This is a genomic window from Chrysiogenes arsenatis DSM 11915, assembly GCF_000469585.1.
Lineage (GTDB): Bacteria > Chrysiogenota > Chrysiogenetes > Chrysiogenales > Chrysiogenaceae > Chrysiogenes > Chrysiogenes arsenatis.
Map to the genome: position 1 here is coordinate 1 of NZ_KI273144.1, position 20,241 is coordinate 20,241.

Below are 20,241 nucleotides of genomic sequence, written 5' to 3' on the forward strand. Positions count from 1 at the left end.
CCAAGGTATTCCTGCAGTGATTCTTTGGCACGATCATACAAACCAGCCGCCTTGTAATCACGCGCCAGTTCCAGCAGTGAGCGGGCAAACACATCGCGATCCGTCCCGATTTGCAAAGTTTTGTGTATTTTGATGGCCTGCTCCAGCTCACCCCGTTCGCGCAGCAGTTGCCCGAGCGCGAGATAGGCGTACTTATCCTCGCTGTCCATCGACAGCGCTTTGCGGATCCCTTCAAAAACGTAGTCTTTGCGGTGCCGCTCGCGCGTTACCGTCTTACCCCTGAATAGATTCAGCATGCGGGAGGTGCTCCTTCGGAATCGTTACGGGGAGTTGTTCCACCGTCACTTCCTTCAGCTTTTGGTTCTCGTCTTCGAGTTTTTTAATCTGCTTCGCCTGTTTTTTGATTTCGCTTTTCAGGCGAAATTTATCGAGTAACATTGTCAAGTAGACAACAATACCCCCAATCAAGATCGAGAATACCACCACCAGCAAAAGCGGCATCTGCTGTTCCAAGCCTGGGAAATAGTGGATAACCACTTCGCCCCGGTTAAAATAGGCAAAGTAAATCAGGGCGATCAGAACGGCAAAGCGGAGAATATTCTTGAATGTGTCCATTACACCTCCATGCCAGCGGCGATCAACCGCGCAATGGTTTCGGGAACTTCGGCAAGTGGGCAGAGGATTTTTTCCCCCGTCCGGCGGACAACGATTTCAGCACTCTGTTCTTCGAGGGTATTTTTGCTCATGGTCACGCGCAGCGGAATACCGATCAACTCGCTATCTTTGAATTTCACCCCAGGACGTTCGTCGCGGTCGTCGTAGAGCACATCGTAGCGCACGCCGAGTTCCGCGTATAACTGGTCACACACCTCACGCACCGCTTCATCTTTTTTCGGATTCACGGAACAGATGACAAGTTGATACGGCGCAATCGCCATCGGCCAGATGATCCCGTTTTCATCGTGATTCTGCTCAATCGCGGCCGCTGCCGTCCGCCCGACACCGATGCCGTAACATCCCATAATGATCAGTTGCGCTTTGCCGTTTTGATCAAGATACGTGGCTTTGAGTTTTTCCGAATAGACCGTGCCAAGCTTAAAGACATGGCCGACTTCGATACCGCGTACTACTTCCATTGTCCCTTGGCAGCGCGGGCAGGTGTCTCCGGCCTGCGCGACGGAAATATCAATAAACGGCACAGTAGGCAATTCGCCAAGGGAAATGCCCCGCAGGTGCCAGTCCGCTTCGTTCCCGCCGGTAATAATTTCACCCAGACTTTGCACACTGCTATCCATGTAAAGCGTTACTGATGCGGGAAGATCAAGCGGCGCAATGCTACCGGCTACCAGTCCTGCCTGCTGCAATGCCGCCGCGTCCGCCGGATGGAGTGTTTTGCCCGCAACCTTTTCCAGTTTGATCTGATTGATTTCACGATCACCACGGATGCACGCCAGCACGACCTTCCCCTCTTCGTCCATAAACACCACGCTTTTCAGCAGTGCACTGGCGGGAACACTCAAGAAGGCAGCAAGCTCTTCCATCGTGCGAACATTGGGGGTATGAATCCGCTCATGAGCACGCGCTTGTACGGCTGGAGCTGTATAGCGATTGCCTATTTCGGCTTTTTCCACATTGGCGGCATACTCGCAGGTCGTGCAGCTCGCAATCGCGTCTTCACCCGATTGCGCCAGCACCATAAATTCGTGCGAATAGTTGCCACCAATCTGGCCGCTGTCAGCTTCAACGGCTTTAAACTGCAAGCCGCACCGCTTGAATATCTGTTGATACGCTTTGTACATCGCCTGATAGTTGGCATTTGCGCCAGCATCGTCAACGTCAAAACTGTAGGCATCTTTCATAATGAACTCGCGTCCGCGCATCAAGCCAAAACGGGGGCGGATTTCATCACGAAATTTTGTTTGAATTTGGTAGAGATTTTTCGGCAAATGGCGATACGAACGGACTTCAGAGCGGACAATATCGGTGATGATCTCCTCATGTGTCGGCCCAATGCAGAAATCGCGCTTGTGACGATCCTGAAAACGGAGCAGCTCCGGCCCATATTTCTGCCATCTACCGGTTTCCTGCCACAACTCAGCCGGAAGCACCGCCGGCATCAGCAGCTCTTCTGCGCCAGCACGGTTCATCTCTTCGCGAATAATATTTTCTACCTTGCGGATCACACGCCAAGCGAGTGGCAGGTAACTGTACACCCCGGCAGCCAGCTTTTTGACATAACCACCGCGCAGCATCAGCTTATGGCTCATGACTTCGGCTTCGGCAGGAACTTCGCGAGCGGTAAAGATGAAACTCTGTGAATAGCGCATACAATACTTACCCTCTGAATTCGTGAACGGTTTCGACTGCCAAGCGGACATTATCCACTGGCGTTTCCGGTGTAATCCCGTGACCGAGGTTGAAGATATGGCCAGGACGACCCGCGTTGGCGCGGAGGATTTCCAGAATCCGCTCTTTCAGGAGCGCTGGACTGGCGTACAGGAACGTCGGGTCAAGGTTGCCCTGAACCGCGCGGTTCCCCATAAGGGTGCGCGCGGCAGCGAAATCGACACGCCAATCAAGTCCCATAACATCAGCGCCAGTAGAGAGTTGCGCTTCAAGCAAATGCGCGTTGTTGCCAATAAAGAAAATCACCGGAACCGTGCGATTGATTTGCATCATCAGCGCTTTCATATGCGGCAGCACGAATGTTTCGTAATCTTGCTTACTCAGAATGCCGCCCCAAGAATCGAAGATCTGAATAGCATCGGCACCCGCTGCTATCTGGCGGTTCAAGTAATCGGCGGTGACGATCACAAACTTATGCATCAATTCATTAAATAGCGGCGTATCGGCGTACATCATCCGCTTCAGTTGGGTGTAGCTTTTGGAGCCGCCACCTTCTACCGCGTAGCTCGCAAGGGTAAACGGAGCACCACTAAAACCGATAAGCGGCACTTTGCGGCTAACGAGTTCGCTTTTAATCAGTTTAATGGCATCGTACACATACGTGGTTTCCTGCGCCGCGTCGGTGCGGAGCGCTTCAACCGCCGCGCGGGTGCGAACGGGATTCGATATAACTGGCGCTGGGTTAAAGTCAATATCAAGACCCATTGGCGAAAACGGTACGAGAATGTCAGAGAAAAGAATCGCCGCATCAAAACCAAGCAGGTCGATTGGTTGCAGCGTTACTTCGCACGCTACTTCCGGCTTCTGACACATTTCGAGGAAGGTATAATTCTTGCGCACCGCGCGGTATTCCGGCAGATAGCGACCGGCTTGACGCATGAACCACACGGGAGTGCGGGTTGTTTCTTCGCCACGGCAAGCCTTGATGAAATCGTACGATACTGTCATTGAAACTCCTTAGTATTTTCTATTTTAGCTCTTTTGCTTTTGCATGCTCAGCGGAATATAATCGCAAAACGGTTCTTCTTCCATATAGTCGCCCGTCACGGAATACGCACGAGCGCGGCAGCCACCGCACACATTGACGTATTCGCACGCGCCACACCGCCCTTTATAGGCTTTAAAGTCGCGCATATCTTGGAATAATTTCGAATTTTCCCACACATCGGCAAAGGTTTGTTCTATTAAATTGCCAGCGGAAAGTGGCAGATAGCTGCACGGCTTGGCATTGCCACGGGCGTCGATAAAGCAAATAGACTGCGCCGCGATGCACCCTTTTCCACCGCCCGTGGAAAACGTCAGCGAACGGCGCTTGAGTTTCTCTTCGTGCTTTTGGTTCAGCTGTGGCACAAGACGGTAGTAGTGCGGCGCACAGGTTGGACGCATCAGGATTTCGCTCTCTTCTTTTTCCTGATGGTAGTGCCATTCCAGAATTTCGTCGTAATCCTCTTTTTTGATAAGCTCCGCCATTACATCTTCGCCTCGTCCGGTCGGCACAATCATAAACATGTACCACGCGCTCGCACCCAGACTTTTGGCCATGCGGAACGTTGCGGCAATATCGTGTTGATTGCGTTGAGTGAACGACGAGTTGATCAGGAATTTAATCCCGTGACGGCGGAAAAATTCTGTGGCGCGCACCACCCCTTCGAACGAGCCGTTGACTTTCCGGAAGTCGTCGTGAATTTCTGCGGTTGAGCCATCAAGGCTGAGAGAAACCATGCGGATATTCGTCCGTTTCATCTCTTCGCAAACGGCATCATTGACGAGCATCCCGTTGGTGGCCATGCAGACACGGAACCCTTTACCATCCGCATATTCGGCAATCTCAAAAATATCCTCGCGCATCAGCGGTTCGCCGCCGCTCAGTACAAACACCGGGGTGCAGTAGGAGGCAATCGTATCTACGAGTTTTTTCGCTTGAATCGTGTCGAGGTGAAAGCACTTGTCCATATCGGCCGACGCACGGCAATGGACACAGGCAAGATTGCACTTCTCCGTTGATTCCCAGGCGATCCATTTAGGGACGAATTCTGTCATAAAAAACCTTTACTGCTAAAGTGGTTTCGGGCAGGAGTTGCAAAAACACACAACCCCAGACTGAAGGAACCGTAAGCATATCATGCGAGAAAGCTTGCCCCAAGTTAAAATTTCTGTGCTTTTTCTTAAAACTCATTGACAACGCTCACCCCCTTCCCGTATTTCAAGCGGAGTTCTTTACCGTTTTTGCGAACACATGGCTGGCACTGCTCACGCAGGTCAGACCAGAAAGGTTGTTTGTTGTATGAGTAAGTTTGCTGAAATCAGCAAGATCACCTCTACCACGCTCACACAAATGAAGCGGGAGGGGGAACGGATCGCCATGCTGACGGCGTATGATTCCTGCTTTGCGCGCCTTGCCGACCAGGCGGGTGCCGAAATGCTCCTCGTGGGCGATAGCGTAGGTATGGTGTTTTCGGGTCACGAAAACACGCTTTCTGTCACACTTGACCAAATGATTTACCACACGCAAGCGGTAGCCCGAGCGGCGCGGCGCGCCTTTGTCGTGACCGACATGCCATTTATGAGCTACCAAGTCACACCGGAGGAAGCCCTGCGCAATGCTGGACGACTCGTGCAAGAAGGGCGTGCCGAAGCGGTCAAACTCGAAGGTGGTGCCAGCATGGCGACAACCATCAGTCGCATCGTTACCGCAGGCATCCCAGTTGTCGGCCACGTTGGCTTAACCCCTCAATCAGTGCATATTTTTGGTGGATTTAAAGTGCAGGGTAAAGGAGAAATGGCCAGTCGCCGCGTCCTTGCCGATGCGCTTGCCGTCCAAGAAGCCGGCGCCTTCGCCGTGGTGCTGGAAGGAATTCCGGCAACGCTGGCCGCCGAAATCACCCGTACGCTCACCATTCCAACCATTGGCATTGGCGCTGGTGGCGATTGTGACGGTCAAGTGCTCGTGATGCACGACTTACTCGGCCTGTTCGATGGCTTTACTCCCAAATTTGTCAAGCAATATGCCCAGCTCGGACGGGATGCTGAAGCAGCCTTTGGCGCCTATGTGCGCGAAGTCAAGCAACAGGATTTCCCCACCCTAGCCCATTCGTTCCAAGGATGATATTTGATGGAACTGATTAGTACCACCCGCCGTCTGATCGAAAAAGTCAGTGCGTTGCGCTACGACCAGAAAACAGTCGGCCTTGTCCCAACGATGGGGTACCTGCACGAAGGGCACCGCAGCCTTTTGCTGCGCAGTGTTGCCGAAAACGACATCACCATAATGACCCTTTTTGTTAACCCGACCCAGTTTGGCGCGAACGAAGATTTATCGACCTATCCACGTGACCTCGAGCGCGACTTGGAACTCGCGCGCCACGCCGGAGTCGATATTGTTTTCGCACCCGACAATGACCAAATGTACCCCGATGGCAGCGCCACGTGGGTTGAGGTGGATTCACCCATCACCACGGTACTCTGCGGAGCCAGTCGTCCCGGCCATTTCCGCGGTGTGACCACCATCGTGACTAAACTCTTTGGCTTAGTCATGCCACGCCGCGCCTATTTCGGCGAAAAAGATTTTCAACAATTGGCCATTATCCGCCGCATGACCGCCGATCTCTTTCTGCCGATTGAAATTATCGGCTGCCCAATCGTCCGCGAAAGTGATGGGCTGGCCATGAGTTCGCGCAACAGCTACTTGAACCCCATTCAGCGCCGCAAAGGACTGTATCTTTCACGGGCGATTGCCCACGCGCAGGAATTGGTACGCCAAGGCGAGCGAAACGCGCACGCACTGCGCACAGCACTCGTCGATATACTTCCCGATGACCCTGAAATGCGAATCGACTACATCGAATGCGTCGACACACTCACGCTCCAACCACTTGAAACCCTAACCTGCTCGTGCCGCCTGATTCTGGCGGTCTATGTCGACACAACCCGTCTCATCGATAACGCTCCACTGACCATCCCTACCACCGAAACCAAGGAGTAAGCTATGTCCTTCAATCGCACTCTCTGCAAATCAAAAATTCATCGCGCCACCATTACCCAGGCTGATCTTCACTATGTTGGCAGCATTACCATTGACAAAGACCTGATGGAAGCCGCCGATCTGCTCGAATATGAAAAGGTGGCCGTTGTTGACATAAACAATGGCGCACGACTGGAAACCTATGTTATTGAAGGCGAACCCGGCAGTGGCGTTATTTGCATGAATGGTGCGGCCGCACGATTAGTGCAGCCTGGCGACTTGATTATCATCATTTCCTATGCCAGTATGCCCGACGCAATGGCGCGCACCTTTACACCCCGCGTGGTGCATGTCGATGAACATAACCGTATCAATTGGTCGCTGACGCAGCTGCCACAGGAATTGACGGCAGCGGCGTTGTAAGCGAGACACCTAGATCTCTCACATCCGTTCGAGATGACAAGTGTTGAGCCTACGGAGGCAGTGTCATTTCGAGCGAAGCGAGAAATCTCAGGTTTTTCACCTGCGTTTCAGGCAGCGGACACCGTTACCTTACCAACTTCACAACATTCGGCAGGCGACCGCACCACCGTTTCGTGCGCCTTTTTCGTCCGCCTGCAAGGAGATATACATGCTCACAACCGTTCAAGAAAAACAACAGCGAGTTCGCGAATTACTCGCCGAGCGCAAAGCAATTTTGCTGGCGCACAACTATCAACGTGCCGAAATACAGGAAATTGCGGATATTGTAGGCGACAGCCTTGGACTTTCGATAGAAGCCGCGAACAGTGACGCCGAAGTCATCGTTTTTGCTGGCGTCCATTTTATGGCAGAAAGCGTCTACATTCTTGCCCCACACAAAACCGTTATTCTCCCAGCACTCCAAGCCGGATGCCCGATGGCAAACATGATCAACCCCGAAAAGCTCCAAGCATTACGCGACGAATACCCCGACTACACTGTCGTGTGCTATGTCAACAGTTCCGCCGCCGTCAAAGCGCTATCGGATATCTGCTGCACGTCGGGGAACGTTCTGAGCGTTGTCAAAGGGATTGAAAACGACAAAATCCTGATGGTGCCGGACAAAAACCTCGCCAAATTCGCCGCCGCCCACGTGCCAGAAAAAGATATCAAATGGTTTGACGGCTTCTGCCCGACCCACCACCGCCTGACCGCCGCCGACATCCGTCAGTCCAAAATCGACCATCCCGAAGCCATCGTCGTCGTGCACCCCGAATGCGACCCCGAAGTCACCGCACTGGCCGACCACGTCTGTTCCACCAGCGGCATGTATAGCTACGTCGAGCAGCACTCTGCCAAACAATTTATCATCGGCACCGAAAGCGGCATCCTCTTCCGCATGCGGCGCGAAAACCCCGACAAAGAGTTTTTCCTCGCGTCGCGCAAACTGCTCTGCCCCAATATGAAACTGACCACACTTGATGACATTATCGACAGCCTTGAAACCATGTCGAATATCGTGACCGTTCCCGAGTCGGTTCGCCTGAAAGCCATCCAATCACTCGAAAAAATGATTGCGGCACCACGGAACGAGTAGCGTGAGCGCCGCACCTTCCGTCAGCTTTCCCCTTACGCTGGTGCGCCGCCCGCAATCGCGCCGTATCCGGGCGACCGTCAACCACGAAGGGGTGCGGATCAGTGCTCCTTCATCCTGTTCCGATCGCGAAATAGACGCCTTCTGCCGCCGCTACCAAAGTGAACTGGAAGCGGCGTGGGCGCGCGCCAGCAGCGCATCACAAACCATCGACTACACCCTCGGCGCTGCCATCCCCTACCTTGATCAAACACTCACCATCCATCTCTCGCAAGCCGCCACCTTGCGCGGCTGCATTGCCGCACAGGGCGACACGCTCTGCGTTGTCACCCCACTGAAATATCGCGGCGACCTGCGCTCACTGATCCTGGACTGGTATCACAGCGAAGCACAACACCACCTCCATCAACGCGTGCTCCACTATGCCGCGCAGATGGGGCTGACCTTTGGTCATGTCAGAATCAAAGAACAACGCACCCGCTGGGGAAGCTGTTCCTCGCAGGGGAATCTCAATTTTAACTGGAAGCTGATCACCATGCCACGTCATGTAGTAGACTACGTCGTGGTGCATGAACTCGCCCACCTTGTCCACCTGGATCATAGCGCCCGCTTTTGGAAACTCGTGCAACAATTTGCTCCGCAATGGCAGCAAGCCGAGCGTTATTTGAAGCAGTTTCGGGTGGTGTTTTAGGTTAAAGGGAGAGATCAGAAAAGCTCCATTTGAGCTGACAATTCGCAAGTCTTGCCATGCCGAACGAGCGCAGTGAGAACGATGCACACTTTGGTGGGTTTTTCTTTGCTTGGAGCTGTCAGTGAGCGACTATGTCAAATCTGCGATCACTATAGAAGGCTTTCGCGCTGGGGATTTGTAGTGCTCTCACGAAGCAAAAGCATGCCTTAAACGTAGTCCAAGGGAAAACCCACCCATGTGCCCTACAAAAGCGCCAAGGAGCCAGAAAAACGAGGCCGCAAAATATGTTTCCGCCCCGAATACCATAAAAGCGCCATAGGCCAAAACGCTATACCCAGTAAAATAGAGATACTTGTAACTCCCTAAACGCTTCACATCACGCACTCCCGCTATGGCACCACTCAGCAATGCGCCGAAAAGGACAAAAAACACTCCGCATGAAAGATAGTAGAGTGATGGTAGTTCAAAGGTGTGCAGCGCATGCAAAACGCCTCCGCCATACGATTCCACGCCGATACCGAACTGGGGACATACCAGAAGTGTCGCAACCCCGCTGGCTATTTGTATCAGCAAAAATCGCGCAAGTATTTTCCTCGGCTCATGTCGTATGTTCTTTTCTACATGGTTCAAAATCGCCGCATCGACTTCCGCACGTGGCAACAGAGGAGTCGCGGCAAGAAACGCCTGCATATCGTCATTTTGTTGTTTCAAGCTCATCTTACACCCCACTTTCTGTGATGCTCTTGCGCAAACGGCGAATGGCTCGACTCGCCAACTGCCGCGCATTTACCGCTGTCGTGTGCAGTTGATTGGCAATCTCGTCAAAAGAAAAATCGTGTTCAAACCGCAAATTGAGCACTTTTCGCTGGAGCGCATTCAGTGTCGACATGTTGGGCAGCTTCCCTTTTTCACGTTCCACTTGAGCCTGTGTATCAGGAAAAAGGTCGTATCCATCATCACCAAGGGCAACGTGTCGACGGTAATAGGTATGATTTTTGCGAACATGATCGATCATAGCATGCTTTGTGATGGTGAACATCCACGGCAAAAATGGAATTTCGGTGCAATACTTATCCCTTCTCGCATGTAATTTGGCAAACACGCCCTGAAACACCTCTTCCGCCTCATCGCGATCACCCAGCTTTCCGTATAAATATCCGAATATGCGTCCTTTATGGCGCGCATAGAGAATTTGGAATGCTTGCATATCACCATCCGTATAGGCCGCCATCAGCTCCTCATCGCTTCTTTGCACGTAACCTCCTTCTGCGAATTGCAATCACTCTCCCGTAAAGAAAAGAATCGGACAAAGGATGTATTTCCCCTTGTCCGACGTAGCGTATCTCTCGTGCGAGCGAAAAACCTTAACGTACCTCAAGTTTCGCCAGAGATTATTGAGGCAACCTGTCAGTGCGCATGATCGCCACGAACAATCCCGACGATCCCTTCAACAAAATGTACATACGCAACATACGCCGCAACATATTCGCGACCAGCGGCAACGCTCGTATGGGCTTGTTTCTGCTTGGCAAGGGCGCGCTCGAATCGGCTCTTCATCTCTTTAGCAACATGATCGGCAACGGCTTTTGAAAAAGCATCAACGTCCCCGTCAACCAAGGCTTGATCCGCTTTCGCCACTGGCCCAGAAATTTGCCCAGACGGTTTAATGCCCGTGTACGCGGCGCCTTCACCAGCACGATGAATCCGCACAAGCGTTTCAAAGAATGATCGGTCAGCCAAATCACGAGCCTCTTCACCAAGTCCACGAACCGCAACAGTTTGCTTAAAAGCGCTGGTAATAGCCGCTTCTTCCTCTGCTGGTACCCACTTGAGTATTGAGCTGACATCTTTTTTCGCCAAAGCCTGCTGCGCTTCCTTCAGCACCGGCCCATCAAGCGCATCACAATGGGCAAATGCCATCTGTGGAACACTCAATGCCGCAACCAATACAACCAATACCATTTTCTTAACCGACATCCATTGCATCATACTCAACTCCGCTCTACATACATCAAACGCTTCACATCATTGGTGCGCGGAGCAACCGCACAGAGCGTACTCGCAGCACTTTTGACAAACGCTTCACTGTGAATAACGTATGGAAATTGGAAAGTGTGACACGAGGGGAAAAATTAACTGAGAAAAACGGATACAAAATCAATCTTGTGTCACGCGTCTGGCAGAGCCATCAACCCAGCCTGCTCCTGACTTGCCGAATGGTTTGTACATAATCCCGTTGGCAGGCCATTCCAAGGTATGATATGGGTACGGTTCTGGCAACCAAGCAGCGCAGAGGGGTTTCGCTCTTGTGCAGGAAATAGGGGGAAGAGGATGCGAGAGCCAGTCATTCAGGAAGAGGCAACAGGTTGCGGAATCGCATCTGTCGCCAACATTTTGGGAAAGACTTACTCGGAAATGAAAACCATAGCAAATGCGATGGGCATTTACGCTGAAGACAAATCCCTTTGGTCTGACACCCAATACGTCAGGAAGTTGTTGTCCAATGCGGGCGTAGAGACATTAGCCCATGAAGTTCCTTTTGAATCATGGAGCGGGTTGCCCGACCTCGCACTGCTGTCTATCAAACACCATCAGGAAGAGGGCAAAAATTTCTGGCATTGGGTTGTTTTCAAGCGAGTAGGAGGCCAAGAAGTGGTGCTGGATTCCGCAAGTTACCTGCCGTCCAATATCCGAACGGACTTCGATGCAATGCAGCCAAAATGGTTTATCGAGATCAAGTTGAACTCGACTTACTCCCAACATTGGGACTCCGACAGGAGCACACCATGACCACACATCAGCAAATAAACGAAGTCATCGTCTGCGGCATGGGCTGCTTTTGGGGCGCAGAAAAGCGGCTGGCCGCGCGTGCCGGAGTGCGACACACCGAATGTGGCTACGCTGGGGGCGACTACGTGGCTACTGACGGATATGAACAGGTGCTCACCCACGAAAAAGCGCTTCACTACCGCCAGACTTCTGTCAGAAATCACGCTGAGGTCGTGCTGGTAACATTCGATCCCACCGTGCTTTCCCTGTTCGATCTGCTCAAAGTGTTCTGGGAAAATCACAACCCAACGCAGGGCGACCGGCAGGGCAACGACATTGGCAGTAACTACCGCAGCGCACTTTACTTTACCCACCCAGACCAATGCGCCGTGATCAACGAATCAAAGGCACTGTACCAACGCGCTTTACATCAAGCCGGTTATGGCGATATCACCACCGAAATTGCCCCGCTAAAAAACTACATGACCGCCGAAGAATATCACCAGCGCTACCTTCAGAAAAACCCCAACGGATACTGCGGGCTTGGCGGCACGGGCGTACGCTTTTTGCCATGAAAATACGAATATAAGGAGGATTTCCACCTTGGACATTCCACGGATATTTACCATTACCGAAAGCGCTCACCGCATCCATAACCCTTTCACACCCGAAAAACTTGCCACCCTTGGTGCCGTGCTGCGCCTTGAACCGGGAACTCGCATACTTGATCTTGGCAGCGGCTCAGGCGAAATGTTGTGCACATGGGCGCGCGATTACGGCATTACTGGCATTGGAGTTGACATGAGCCAACTCTTCAGCCAGCAAGCGCAACACCGCGCCGCAGAACTCGGCGTTGCCGATAAAGTCACATTCATTCATGGCGACGCGGCGGGCTATAGTGCCGATGAAAAATGCGGCGTGGCCGCGTGTGTCGGCGCAACATGGATTGGCGGCGGCGTGGCTGGCACCATTGAGCTTTTGGCACAAAGCCTTTGCGCCAACGGCATCATCCTGATTGGTGAACCCTACTGGCGCCAAGAGCCGCCGACAGAAGAAGTTGCCAAAAAGTGCTTTGCTAATTCGATTGCAAACCTCTGCTCACTTCCTGAACTGGTCGCCTCTTTTGGCGAACTCGGCTACGACGTTGTGGAAATGGTTCTGGCCGATCAGGAAGGCTGGGATCGCTACGAAGCCGCGAAATGGCTTACCATGCGCCGGTGGCTTGAAGCAAACCCCGAAGATGACTTTGCCAAAGAGATCCGAACCCAACTGAACGAAGCACCACAACGCCACGTAGCGTACACGCGCGAATACCTTGGATGGGGCGTATTTGCCCTGATGGCACGGTGAAAGAAGCAGGTTTTTGCAAAAACGCATCGCGAACGAAACACCACATTACGAAAGGGAACCATGGCAAAATCAGTTTAAAACCTGCTGGAAGAGATTCAGCAATTCGGTGAACCGCAATTTTCCATCATGCAGGCCGTTCGTACGCTGATCAAAAGTCAGTTCCCGACCGCAGAGGAAGAAGTCAAGTACGGCGGCATACTGTTTTGCGCAGATGTGCAGTTTTGCGGCGTTTTCGCCTACAAAGCACACGTTTCTGTAGAGTTTAGCCACGGCGCAAAAATCAATGACAGCGCAGGGCACCTGGAAGGTGCGGGAAAAGGTCGCCGCCACATCAAACTGCGGACAGTAGCAGATATCGAAGCCAAGCAACTTGCCACATACCTGAGGTTGGCGCACGAGGCGGTTAGCGGCTGATAAGTAAACAATTTTTCACTTCCCACAGGCAAAAGACCGTCATTCCGAACGAGCGCAGCGAGGAGGATGCAGCTCACTTCAAAGTTGCCGTAAGGCATTGCCGCTCTCACCTGTCATCTCGAACAGAGTGAGAGATCTGGATTTCTCCTCGCTGCGCTCGTCGAAATGGCAGGAGTTCGTGCCTATTTTTACCGCCTCAGGTGTCAGAGCGCTTATGTAGGTCTAAAAACAGTTACAGCAATTGCACTGCAAGGACGTTTACCAGCTATTGACCCAAAAACGTAATGACAGAATGTATGCAATGTGTGATAAATGCTGAGTGGCAGGCGGGAAACGCAGGGAAAAGAGATGAAGAAAGCTGGCGCGGGTTTCGGTGTTTTCATCTGTAATATCAGAATACACGGAAAATGCAGCATCTTTGCAAGCCGGAAAAATAGGTTCGCGGATTTTCTGTGTTTTGCCCTTTAATATCAGGATAGGCGGAAAATTTTCCATATATAGGGGTGTGATATGCAGAAAAAATTCCATTTATTGTACTGTTAGAACTCACAGGAGGCTTCGGTGACTTCGGAAGAGCAATACAAAGAATCGTTCGGTCTCGGCACGAAGCCAGATCCGAAGAAAACCGATAGCGCACTTCAGCACGCTCTCGATATCAGAAAATTTGAAATCACCCTGTACTGGCAACGCGCCACGTATTTCTGGACGCTCATAGCAGCCACGTTCGCAGGGTACTTCGCTGTGCTATCTGCCGAGCACATGAAAGACAAGGAATTTAATGCCTACGTACTCGCCTGCGTGGGCTTAATCTTCTCTCTTGCTTGGTTTCTTACCAACAGAGGAAGCAAGTACTGGCAAGAGAACTGGGAAAACCACGTTGACATGCTTGAGGACGGAACTACCGGCCCTCTGTATAAGACCGTTCTTCACAGGCCAAAAGCTAATGGCATCCTCTCAGTAATTGAAGGGCCAGCACCATTCTCTGTTTCCCAAATCAATCAATGGGTGAGCCTGTTCACTGTTGCCGTATGGCTTCCGCTGATAGTGACTGTTTTGCCCGAGTTTGACTTGAAGTCCTGTGTCTCCGCGAAACATGCTGTCATCGGCACCATCACATTGGTAGCAGTTGCCATGATGCTATTCCGAACAAGATCAAACATCGTCGAAGGGCACAAGCATTCAATGTCTGTGAAACGCACTGCGGTCATCGACGAATGAGTTCTAACATGGCGCTCAACCTCGCTCCCTTCGGTCGCTGGACGCTGCGCGATAAAGCCGCGCAGCGCCGGTTAGCTCTACGTTAAGAGTATAAGGAGTTCTTTACTTTGATCTGGGAATCTTGCTACTGGAAAGAACCTCTTTTAGAGAGTGCGTTAAGATTATCTGAATACTCAGGATCAGAATCTCTTGATGAATCTCAATTAGTTCAAATCGAAAAGGATATATTTGTTGGTTTTTATACTATAAGAAAACTAATGGATACTGTGAAGATTACGGATTCTACTAGGGATTTAAAAGTTCAGATAGACTGGAGTCCCAATATAAAGCAAGTCGATCTGTTAAATAACCATAGGATCGATGAACTTTATGATCTTAATAAAGTAGGAAAAGAAGAACGCAAGCTGAAATTCATATGTGATCAAATTGTACATAGTTACATATTTATGCCTGAAGAAAATGAATATGGTGGGCTTGCAGGATTTTACTTTACATCAGATAAGGATCGACAAAAGAAAATATTCTATATTGCTGTACAAGGTGTGATAGATATTTTTAACGTTGTGGGCAATGATTATCCATCAGGATCTGAATATATAAGAAATCCTGAAACAGGTGAGTTCTATACTAGGGTATGGTAAGAGCTCTTAACAATCGTAAGCACTTGACCCAAAAAAGCTACGCTTTTCCGGTCAAGTGTTACAGGCGTTATAGGTAAAAAAAAGGGAGTAAGCCTTGGCTGTACCTGACTTTCAATCATTGATGTTGCCATTGCTCAAGTTTTCCGCTGATGGAGAAGAGCATACGATGCAAGAAGCTCGTGACAGGCTCGCCGAGATAATGGGACTTTCCGAAGAGGATCTACGGGAAAGGCTGCCAAGTGGTCGGCAAACAACATTTGCAAATCGCGTGGCATGGTCAAAGGTCTATCTCGCACAGGCAGGAGTCCTAGAGTCACCAAAGCGGGGGCGCTTCCATATTTCTGAGCGAGGCCGAAAAATTCTCGCTGAAGCACCCGAAAAAATTGACATCAAGTATCTGGAGCGGTTCAAAGAGTTTCAGGAATTTCGGCAGGCGAGCAGCACGAACAGAACCGAGAAGGTTACCCACACTACTGAGAGCGAGCCGTCATCCACGACCCCTGAAGAAACATTAGAGCAAGCCTATCAGCAATTAAGAGATGAAGTGGCGAATGAGTTACTTCATCTGATCAAAGGCAACACGCCGGAATTCTTCGAGAAATTGGTCGTCCATCTCATTGTTGCAATGGGGTATGGCGGGTCTGTTAAAGAGGCTGGTAAAGCCACCAGAAAAACCGCAGATGAAGGTATTGATGGCGTCATCAAAGAAGATCGCCTGGGCTTGGATGCAATCTATTTACAGGCCAAACGATGGGAGGCCGTTGTCGGCAGACCAGAGATCCAAAAGTTCGTCGGTGCACTTCACGGGCAGCGTGCCAAAAAAGGAGTTTTCATTACTACCAGCCGGTTTTCAAAAGAAGCTTTAGACTATGTTGGGCAGATTGACCCCAAAGTGGTTTTGATCGACGGCACCGATTTAGTCCAGCTAATGATTGATCATGGTGTCGGCGTGAGTTCTGCGGCTGTGTACGAAGTCAAAAAAGTGGATACGGATTTCTTCATTGAAGATTGACCGGGAAACCTATAACAATCGGCTGCGAAGCGACCGATTCTCCGCCGCTTCGCGGCTCCAAACCGGCGCGTGAGCAGGGCGTTAACTTTAAGGAGGGCGCCTGTGGTGAAACTGCTAAGCCAGCAACTGACGCGCTATAAAGCAAGCAGACACACCTCTAAACCCGACTCACAAACGAGTATGAGAAGTCTTGCATGGCAATTGCCCGAATGAAGTACACGCAAGAGTTCAAGGAGATTGCAACGCAATGAAAACAATACTGCTCGGCAATGCTGGTTCCGGCAAAAGCACACTTTCCAGAAAACTAATCGCTCGGCAACCCGCTGCGCGTTTGTCGTTGGATGAAGTAGCGTTTCAGGATGGTTCGGAACGGCGTTGCCTTCAAGAGAGCATTGCGGATGTAAAGCGTTTCATCGCGGAACATGAGAGCTGGATAATCGAGGGTTGTTACGCGGATATTATCGAACCGATTCTGGCGGATTGCGAAGAGCTTATCTTCCTGAATCCTGGTGTTGACGTGTGTGTTGCAAATTGCCGCGCACGGCCATGGGAGCCAGAAAAGTTCAGTTCGCAAGAGGAACAGGATGAAAACCTAAGCAATCTGATCGAGTGGGTGACGGCGTATGAAAGCCGTTCCGACGAGTATGGGCTTCGTTGGCATCGGGAGCTTTACGACTCTTTCACCAAGGAAAAGCGCGAGCTCAATCATTTGCACGACTATGAATCAGTGTGACGTAGGCGCGGCAGCACGGCATGGCTTGCGGAGCGTTATAATCTAATCTCGGGCATTTTCCACTATAATAAAGTCGTTTTTTGTGTATTTTTAGCAATTAAGCTGTATATTGCCTGGAAATTAGTCAAGAATGAGGCTGTTATGCTAATTCAATTTACTGTCGACAATTTCCGTTCCATAAAAGATTCTGTCACCTTCAGTATGATTTCTGGCTCTAACAACACGAAAAATGTTTTCCCCGCCCGTAACTATTCTTTACTCTCGAGCGCTGTGCTCTATGGGGCAAATGCGAGTGGTAAATCCAACATAATAAAGGCATTCGGATTTATGAGAGCAATGGTTCTCAATACGAAAAGAGTCCTCCAGTCCACGGATACATTATTTCATGAGCCTTTTCGGCTTTCAGTAGAAACGGAATCAGCTTCAAGTTCTTTTGAGGCAGTGTTTTTAGTGTCGTCCTCCGACAAAGTGATCAAATACCGATATGGATTCGAAGCGGACAATGCGACCATATTTTCCGAATGGCTTTTTGCTGATGAAAAGGGCAAAGAGGCTCGATTGTTTTATCGGGATGTCGAAGGCAAAGAATTTTACGTGAACCCGGAAAAATTCAAAGAGGGTCATGGGCTGAAAGATAAAGTATTACCAAATAGTCTCTTTCTTTGGAAGTGCGACCAGGATGGTGGTGCTGTATCAAAAACCATTCTGACTTGGTTTAAAAATACCAATACGATAGATGGGGCAAAGTCTTCAGAATATGCAACGTACACATTGGATCAAATGAGTAGGGGTGACCATAAATCAGAAATAGTCAAAATGGTTTGCGTCGCTGATCTTGGGGTCAGCGATATTTTATTGGAGGAAAATGAAGTTTCTCAGGCTGAGTTGGAAAAGCTGAACATTCCAGAAAAAATGTTATCTCAATTGCGAGCAGCAAAATCCCCTTTGATCGAGATTGGCATTAAAACGGTGCATAACAAATACGATGAAAGCGACCAGTGCATCGGCATCGAAACATTTGACCTAGATAGCGACGAGTCAGAAGGTACGAAAAAATATTTCAGCCTTTCCGCTCCGTTCTTGGATACCTTAAAAAACGGAAAAATTCTTTTTGTTGACGAACTCGACAGCAGTCTCCACCCAATGCTCACTATCTCTTTGATTTCGATGTTTAACAACCCGAAAATCAATACAAAAAATGCCCAATTGATTTTTACAACGCACGATACAAATCTGCTCAACCAACAACTTTTTCACAAGTCACAGATTTGGTTCACTGAAAAAGATAGCTATGGGGTTACACACCTTCATTCACTGGCGGAATATAAAAAGGTTCGCCCCACAGACAATATAGAAAAACATTACGTTCAAGGGAAATATGGGGCTATCCCCTATCTTGGCACCTTTACTTTTGCGGAGAAGTCGTAATGGCGCGGAGAAAATCGAATCGAGAAAAACATTCCTCGCGCAACACTCCTGCAAAGTACACGAAACGGCGTGAAAACAAATTGGAACAGCGCCATCTTGTCATTCTCGCTTGTGAGGACAAAAAAAGTGCACGCCTTTACTTTGAGCGCTATTTTGAAATTCTGAGAAATGCCAGAAGGCTTTCTGGTTTGTCGTGCGTTGTTGCCAATCATCAGCACACTGACCCGACAGGAGTGCTTCAAGATCTGCTTGCCTACGAAGGTGTCTATGGCAACACATACAAAGATTACGAACACCGCTGGATTGTCATCGATCGTGACGAGGAGCGTTGTGGTGGAGGCGGACATACTCGTCAGAACTTTGATCAGGCTTTAGAAAAAGCGTCAAAAAACCGCCCGGAGATTAAAGTTGCTTGGTCTAACCCATGTTTTGAAATTTGGTATTTGTTGCATTTTCATTATCACAACACGGCTATTGACCGGGATCAGGTAATCGTAAAATTGGCACAGGCCATGCGTGCGCCATACGAAAAAAATGACCCGGATATGTTTTCTCAATTGTCAAACGTAGAGAAGCCACAAGGACGGGAATCTGCTATCCGAAACGCAAGACGGCTTCATGATGACGCAAAGCAAGCTGGGTTTCAGCCAGCAGATACTAATCCCGGAACGTCGGTATATGAATTGGTGGAAGTTCTTCTGCAATTACAGTTTTCCACTCAAGATACCGCATCACTTCAATCTGCCATATCAGAGTGAATCATAAATGTTTAATGGCAAGGTTCACACTTCTGGAATCGACATCAATCCAACCCGCACGGCTTTGTCCCTTTACTTTTAACGGGACTTTTATACACTCGCAAACAAAAACCGTCCTTAAAAAGGAGTCAAATTCGTGACCTGTCAACTGTGCCAATCACTCCCAACGGTTGCCGCCACTCCCTGCACGTTAGTGCTGCATATTCGCATTGCACCAATTAAAGCAGCCGCACTCACATGGCTTCGCGAGCAATGTATCGAATTCGCCGAACACGGTAATGTGCTGGTGCTGAACAATCAATGTGTTGCCGCATTTATCCGCCGTTTTGTCGATGAGCTGCAACTCATCCGCATGCCCGAAATGCACTCCGTCACTGTTCAAATTATCGCAGCCAGAGCTTCGATAACGTATGCGACGCTGGAGCATGTTTACACACTGCATAAGCTCTACTACCTCATTCAAAGCAACGAAATCACGAGCCTACTCAGCGAAGGGCGCTTGACAACCCACTTCCAGCCGATAGTTTCGCTCCAAAGCCACAACACCCAAATTTACGCCTACGAATGCCTTGCCCGTGGCAACGACAGCAGCGGCGCGCCACTGCGCCCCGACCGCATGTTTGATATTGCTAGGCATTCTGACCTTATATTCTACCTCGATCGCGAAGCGCGGGCTTCCGCCCTGCGTCATGCCGCGCACCATGCCATTGGCGAAAAACTTTTTATCAACTTCATCCCCACCACCATTTACAACCCGGAACACTGCCTGCGCGACACCTTCCGCTGGGTGCAGGAACTCGGCCTGAAGCCGCAGGACATCGTGTTTGAAGTGGTGGAAACCGAGCAAGTGCAAGATGTGGAACACCTGAAAAACGTGCTGGCACATTATAAGGAACACGGCTATTCCGTCGCGCTGGACGACTTTGGCAGCGGGTATTCGTCGCTCCGACTGCTGGCCGCACTGCAACCTGATTATGTGAAAATCGATATGGATATCGTGCGCGATATTCATTGCAACTCACTAAAGCAAGCCATCCTCAAAGCTGTCATGCAAATGACCACCGACCAAGGCATTACCGTACTTGCCGAAGGGATAGAAACCGAAGAAGAACACGCCTACTGCGTGGCGCAGGGCGTTGATCTGGCGCAGGGGTATTTCTACGCCAAACCTTCTGCCGTGCCGCTGAAGCGGGTGTAAGGGGAGCCAGAGATAGTGACAAGAGCTGATTGACGATGCGCTGCGCGTTGCGTCAGCTTTATAAACGGGAGATTATCGACAAAGAAGGCGACCGCTGGTTTATCCCA

24 protein-coding genes and 1 pseudogene are annotated in these 20,241 nt (G+C 50.3%); 16 read left to right on the plus strand and 9 right to left on the minus strand.

Going from position 1 to position 20,241, the window contains the following annotated elements; translation table 11 throughout:
• The 5 genes and pseudogenes from P304_RS15350 to P304_RS0111125 form a co-directional block, all read right to left on the minus strand.
• Positions 1-296, minus strand: a pseudogene (locus tag P304_RS15350) (hypothetical protein); the annotation flags it as partial.
• Complete coding sequence (locus tag P304_RS0111110) at positions 274-615, minus strand: LapA family protein (protein WP_027390584.1); 342 nt, start codon at positions 613-615, stop codon at positions 274-276. The pseudogene P304_RS15350 and the gene P304_RS0111110, both read right to left, overlap by 23 nt.
• Entirely contained in the window at positions 615-2,327 is a 1,713-nt protein-coding gene (locus P304_RS0111115; protein ID WP_027390585.1) for a proline--tRNA ligase, read from the minus strand. The genes P304_RS0111110 and P304_RS0111115 overlap by 1 nt, the downstream gene beginning before the upstream one ends.
• Positions 2,328-2,334: 7 nt before the next feature.
• Positions 2,335-3,354, minus strand: coding sequence for a uroporphyrinogen decarboxylase (hemE, locus tag P304_RS0111120; RefSeq protein WP_027390586.1), 1,020 nt, complete (start codon positions 3,352-3,354; stop codon positions 2,335-2,337).
• 24 nt (positions 3,355-3,378) lie between these two features.
• Positions 3,379-4,446: a radical SAM/SPASM domain-containing protein gene (locus P304_RS0111125; RefSeq protein ID WP_027390587.1), complete on the minus strand. Its 1,068-nt coding sequence runs from the start codon at positions 4,444-4,446 to the stop codon at positions 3,379-3,381.
• A gap of 244 nt (positions 4,447-4,690) precedes the next feature.
• Here P304_RS0111125 and panB point away from each other — a divergent pair, with 244 nt between their 5' ends.
• The 5 genes from panB to P304_RS16340 all read left to right on the plus strand — a co-directional run bounded on the left by panB (position 4,691) and on the right by P304_RS16340 (position 8,613).
• Positions 4,691-5,512 carry a 3-methyl-2-oxobutanoate hydroxymethyltransferase gene (gene panB / locus P304_RS0111130; RefSeq protein WP_027390588.1) on the plus strand — a complete coding sequence of 274 codons (822 nt, stop codon included), beginning with the start codon at positions 4,691-4,693 and terminating at the stop codon, positions 5,510-5,512.
• A 6-nt stretch (positions 5,513-5,518) separates the two neighbouring features.
• The gene (panC, locus tag P304_RS0111135) at positions 5,519-6,388 is read left to right on the plus strand and encodes a pantoate--beta-alanine ligase (RefSeq protein ID WP_027390589.1); all 870 of its coding nucleotides are present in this window, start codon (positions 5,519-5,521) and stop codon (positions 6,386-6,388) included.
• Between the two features lie 3 nt (positions 6,389-6,391).
• Positions 6,392-6,790 (plus strand): aspartate 1-decarboxylase, encoded by a 399-nt coding sequence (gene panD, locus P304_RS0111140; RefSeq protein ID WP_027390590.1) that lies wholly within the window; start codon positions 6,392-6,394, stop codon positions 6,788-6,790.
• Positions 6,791-6,998: 208 nt separating this feature from the next.
• Complete coding sequence (gene nadA / locus P304_RS0111145) at positions 6,999-7,925, plus strand: quinolinate synthase NadA (RefSeq protein WP_027390591.1); 927 nt, start codon at positions 6,999-7,001, stop codon at positions 7,923-7,925.
• Between the two features lies 1 nt (position 7,926).
• Complete coding sequence (locus tag P304_RS16340; protein WP_051321633.1) at positions 7,927-8,613, plus strand: M48 family metallopeptidase; 687 nt, start codon at positions 7,927-7,929, stop codon at positions 8,611-8,613.
• A gap of 186 nt (positions 8,614-8,799) precedes the next feature.
• Here P304_RS16340 and P304_RS0111155 read toward each other — a convergent pair whose 3' ends face one another.
• The 3 genes from P304_RS0111155 to P304_RS0111165 form a co-directional block, all read right to left on the minus strand.
• Positions 8,800-9,330, minus strand: coding sequence for a hypothetical protein (locus tag P304_RS0111155; RefSeq protein ID WP_027390592.1), 531 nt, complete (start codon positions 9,328-9,330; stop codon positions 8,800-8,802).
• Between the two features lies 1 nt (position 9,331).
• Complete coding sequence (locus tag P304_RS16345; protein ID WP_051321634.1) at positions 9,332-9,868, minus strand: RNA polymerase sigma factor; 537 nt, start codon at positions 9,866-9,868, stop codon at positions 9,332-9,334.
• Positions 9,869-10,020: 152 nt separating this feature from the next.
• Positions 10,021-10,602, minus strand: a complete 582-nt coding sequence (locus P304_RS0111165; RefSeq protein WP_201766965.1) for a DUF6448 family protein — start codon at positions 10,600-10,602, stop codon at positions 10,021-10,023.
• A 342-nt stretch (positions 10,603-10,944) separates the two neighbouring features.
• On the opposite strand from P304_RS0111165, the gene P304_RS0111170 reads away from it, so the two are divergent.
• The 4 genes from P304_RS0111170 to P304_RS0111185 all read left to right on the plus strand — a co-directional run bounded on the left by P304_RS0111170 (position 10,945) and on the right by P304_RS0111185 (position 13,146).
• Entirely contained in the window at positions 10,945-11,403 is a 459-nt protein-coding gene (locus P304_RS0111170; RefSeq protein WP_027390594.1) for a hypothetical protein, read from the plus strand.
• A complete protein-coding gene (gene msrA, locus P304_RS15365) occupies positions 11,400-11,957 on the plus strand; it encodes a peptide-methionine (S)-S-oxide reductase MsrA (RefSeq protein ID WP_051321635.1) in 558 nt (185 codons plus the stop codon). Before P304_RS0111170 ends, msrA begins: the two co-directional genes overlap by 4 nt.
• Positions 11,958-11,985: 28 nt before the next feature.
• On the plus strand, positions 11,986-12,732 hold the full coding sequence (locus tag P304_RS0111180) for an SAM-dependent methyltransferase (protein WP_027390595.1): 747 nt from the start codon (positions 11,986-11,988) through the stop codon (positions 12,730-12,732).
• Between the two features lie 126 nt (positions 12,733-12,858).
• Positions 12,859-13,146 (plus strand): DUF1801 domain-containing protein, encoded by a 288-nt coding sequence (locus P304_RS0111185; protein WP_084417690.1) that lies wholly within the window; start codon positions 12,859-12,861, stop codon positions 13,144-13,146.
• A gap of 258 nt (positions 13,147-13,404) precedes the next feature.
• Here P304_RS0111185 and P304_RS0111190 read toward each other — a convergent pair whose 3' ends face one another.
• A complete protein-coding gene (locus P304_RS0111190; RefSeq protein ID WP_027390597.1) occupies positions 13,405-13,641 on the minus strand; it encodes a hypothetical protein in 237 nt (78 codons plus the stop codon).
• 66 nt (positions 13,642-13,707) lie between these two features.
• Here P304_RS0111190 and P304_RS0111195 point away from each other — a divergent pair, with 66 nt between their 5' ends.
• From P304_RS0111195 to P304_RS15375, 7 genes are all read left to right on the plus strand, one after another.
• On the plus strand, positions 13,708-14,364 hold the full coding sequence (locus P304_RS0111195) for a RipA family octameric membrane protein (protein WP_027390598.1): 657 nt from the start codon (positions 13,708-13,710) through the stop codon (positions 14,362-14,364).
• Between the two features lie 107 nt (positions 14,365-14,471).
• Positions 14,472-15,005 carry a hypothetical protein gene (locus tag P304_RS0111200; RefSeq protein ID WP_027390599.1) on the plus strand — a complete coding sequence of 178 codons (534 nt, stop codon included), beginning with the start codon at positions 14,472-14,474 and terminating at the stop codon, positions 15,003-15,005.
• 94 nt (positions 15,006-15,099) lie between these two features.
• Entirely contained in the window at positions 15,100-16,017 is a 918-nt protein-coding gene (locus P304_RS0111205; protein WP_027390600.1) for a restriction endonuclease, read from the plus strand.
• A gap of 247 nt (positions 16,018-16,264) precedes the next feature.
• Entirely contained in the window at positions 16,265-16,750 is a 486-nt protein-coding gene (locus tag P304_RS0111210; protein ID WP_027390601.1) for a P-loop NTPase family protein, read from the plus strand.
• A gap of 141 nt (positions 16,751-16,891) precedes the next feature.
• Complete coding sequence (locus tag P304_RS0111215; RefSeq protein WP_027390602.1) at positions 16,892-18,178, plus strand: AAA family ATPase; 1,287 nt, start codon at positions 16,892-16,894, stop codon at positions 18,176-18,178.
• Positions 18,178-18,936: an RloB family protein gene (locus tag P304_RS16350; RefSeq protein WP_051321636.1), complete on the plus strand. Its 759-nt coding sequence runs from the start codon at positions 18,178-18,180 to the stop codon at positions 18,934-18,936. Before P304_RS0111215 ends, P304_RS16350 begins: the two co-directional genes overlap by 1 nt.
• A gap of 136 nt (positions 18,937-19,072) precedes the next feature.
• Positions 19,073-20,134 (plus strand): EAL domain-containing protein, encoded by a 1,062-nt coding sequence (locus P304_RS15375; RefSeq protein WP_051321637.1) that lies wholly within the window; start codon positions 19,073-19,075, stop codon positions 20,132-20,134.
• Positions 20,135-20,241: the final 107 nt, after the last annotated feature.

Excerpts from the sequence above, each read along its gene's own strand:
- P304_RS0111110 (WP_027390584.1), bottom strand. The coding sequence starts at position 615 with ATGGACACATTCAAGAATATTCTCCGCTTTGCCGTTCTGATCGCCCTG.
- P304_RS0111115 (WP_027390585.1), bottom strand. The coding sequence starts at position 2,327 with ATGCGCTATTCACAGAGTTTCATCTTTACCGCTCGCGAAGTTCCTGCC.
- hemE (WP_027390586.1), bottom strand. The coding sequence starts at position 3,354 with ATGACAGTATCGTACGATTTCATCAAGGCTTGCCGTGGCGAAGAAACA.
- P304_RS0111125 (WP_027390587.1), bottom strand. The coding sequence starts at position 4,446 with ATGACAGAATTCGTCCCTAAATGGATCGCCTGGGAATCAACGGAGAAG.
- panB (WP_027390588.1), top strand. The coding sequence starts at position 4,691 with ATGAGTAAGTTTGCTGAAATCAGCAAGATCACCTCTACCACGCTCACA.
- panC (WP_027390589.1), top strand. The coding sequence starts at position 5,519 with ATGGAACTGATTAGTACCACCCGCCGTCTGATCGAAAAAGTCAGTGCG.
- panD (WP_027390590.1), top strand. The coding sequence starts at position 6,392 with ATGTCCTTCAATCGCACTCTCTGCAAATCAAAAATTCATCGCGCCACC.
- nadA (WP_027390591.1), top strand. The coding sequence starts at position 6,999 with ATGCTCACAACCGTTCAAGAAAAACAACAGCGAGTTCGCGAATTACTC.
- P304_RS0111155 (WP_027390592.1), bottom strand. The coding sequence starts at position 9,330 with ATGAGCTTGAAACAACAAAATGACGATATGCAGGCGTTTCTTGCCGCG.
- P304_RS0111165 (WP_201766965.1), bottom strand. The coding sequence starts at position 10,602 with ATGATGCAATGGATGTCGGTTAAGAAAATGGTATTGGTTGTATTGGTT.
- P304_RS0111170 (WP_027390594.1), top strand. The coding sequence starts at position 10,945 with ATGCGAGAGCCAGTCATTCAGGAAGAGGCAACAGGTTGCGGAATCGCA.
- msrA (WP_051321635.1), top strand. The coding sequence starts at position 11,400 with ATGACCACACATCAGCAAATAAACGAAGTCATCGTCTGCGGCATGGGC.
- P304_RS0111185 (WP_084417690.1), top strand. The coding sequence starts at position 12,859 with ATGCAGGCCGTTCGTACGCTGATCAAAAGTCAGTTCCCGACCGCAGAG.
- P304_RS0111190 (WP_027390597.1), bottom strand. The coding sequence starts at position 13,641 with ATGGAAAATTTTCCGCCTATCCTGATATTAAAGGGCAAAACACAGAAA.
- P304_RS0111210 (WP_027390601.1), top strand. The coding sequence starts at position 16,265 with ATGAAAACAATACTGCTCGGCAATGCTGGTTCCGGCAAAAGCACACTT.
- P304_RS0111215 (WP_027390602.1), top strand. The coding sequence starts at position 16,892 with ATGCTAATTCAATTTACTGTCGACAATTTCCGTTCCATAAAAGATTCT.
- P304_RS16350 (WP_051321636.1), top strand. The coding sequence starts at position 18,178 with ATGGCGCGGAGAAAATCGAATCGAGAAAAACATTCCTCGCGCAACACT.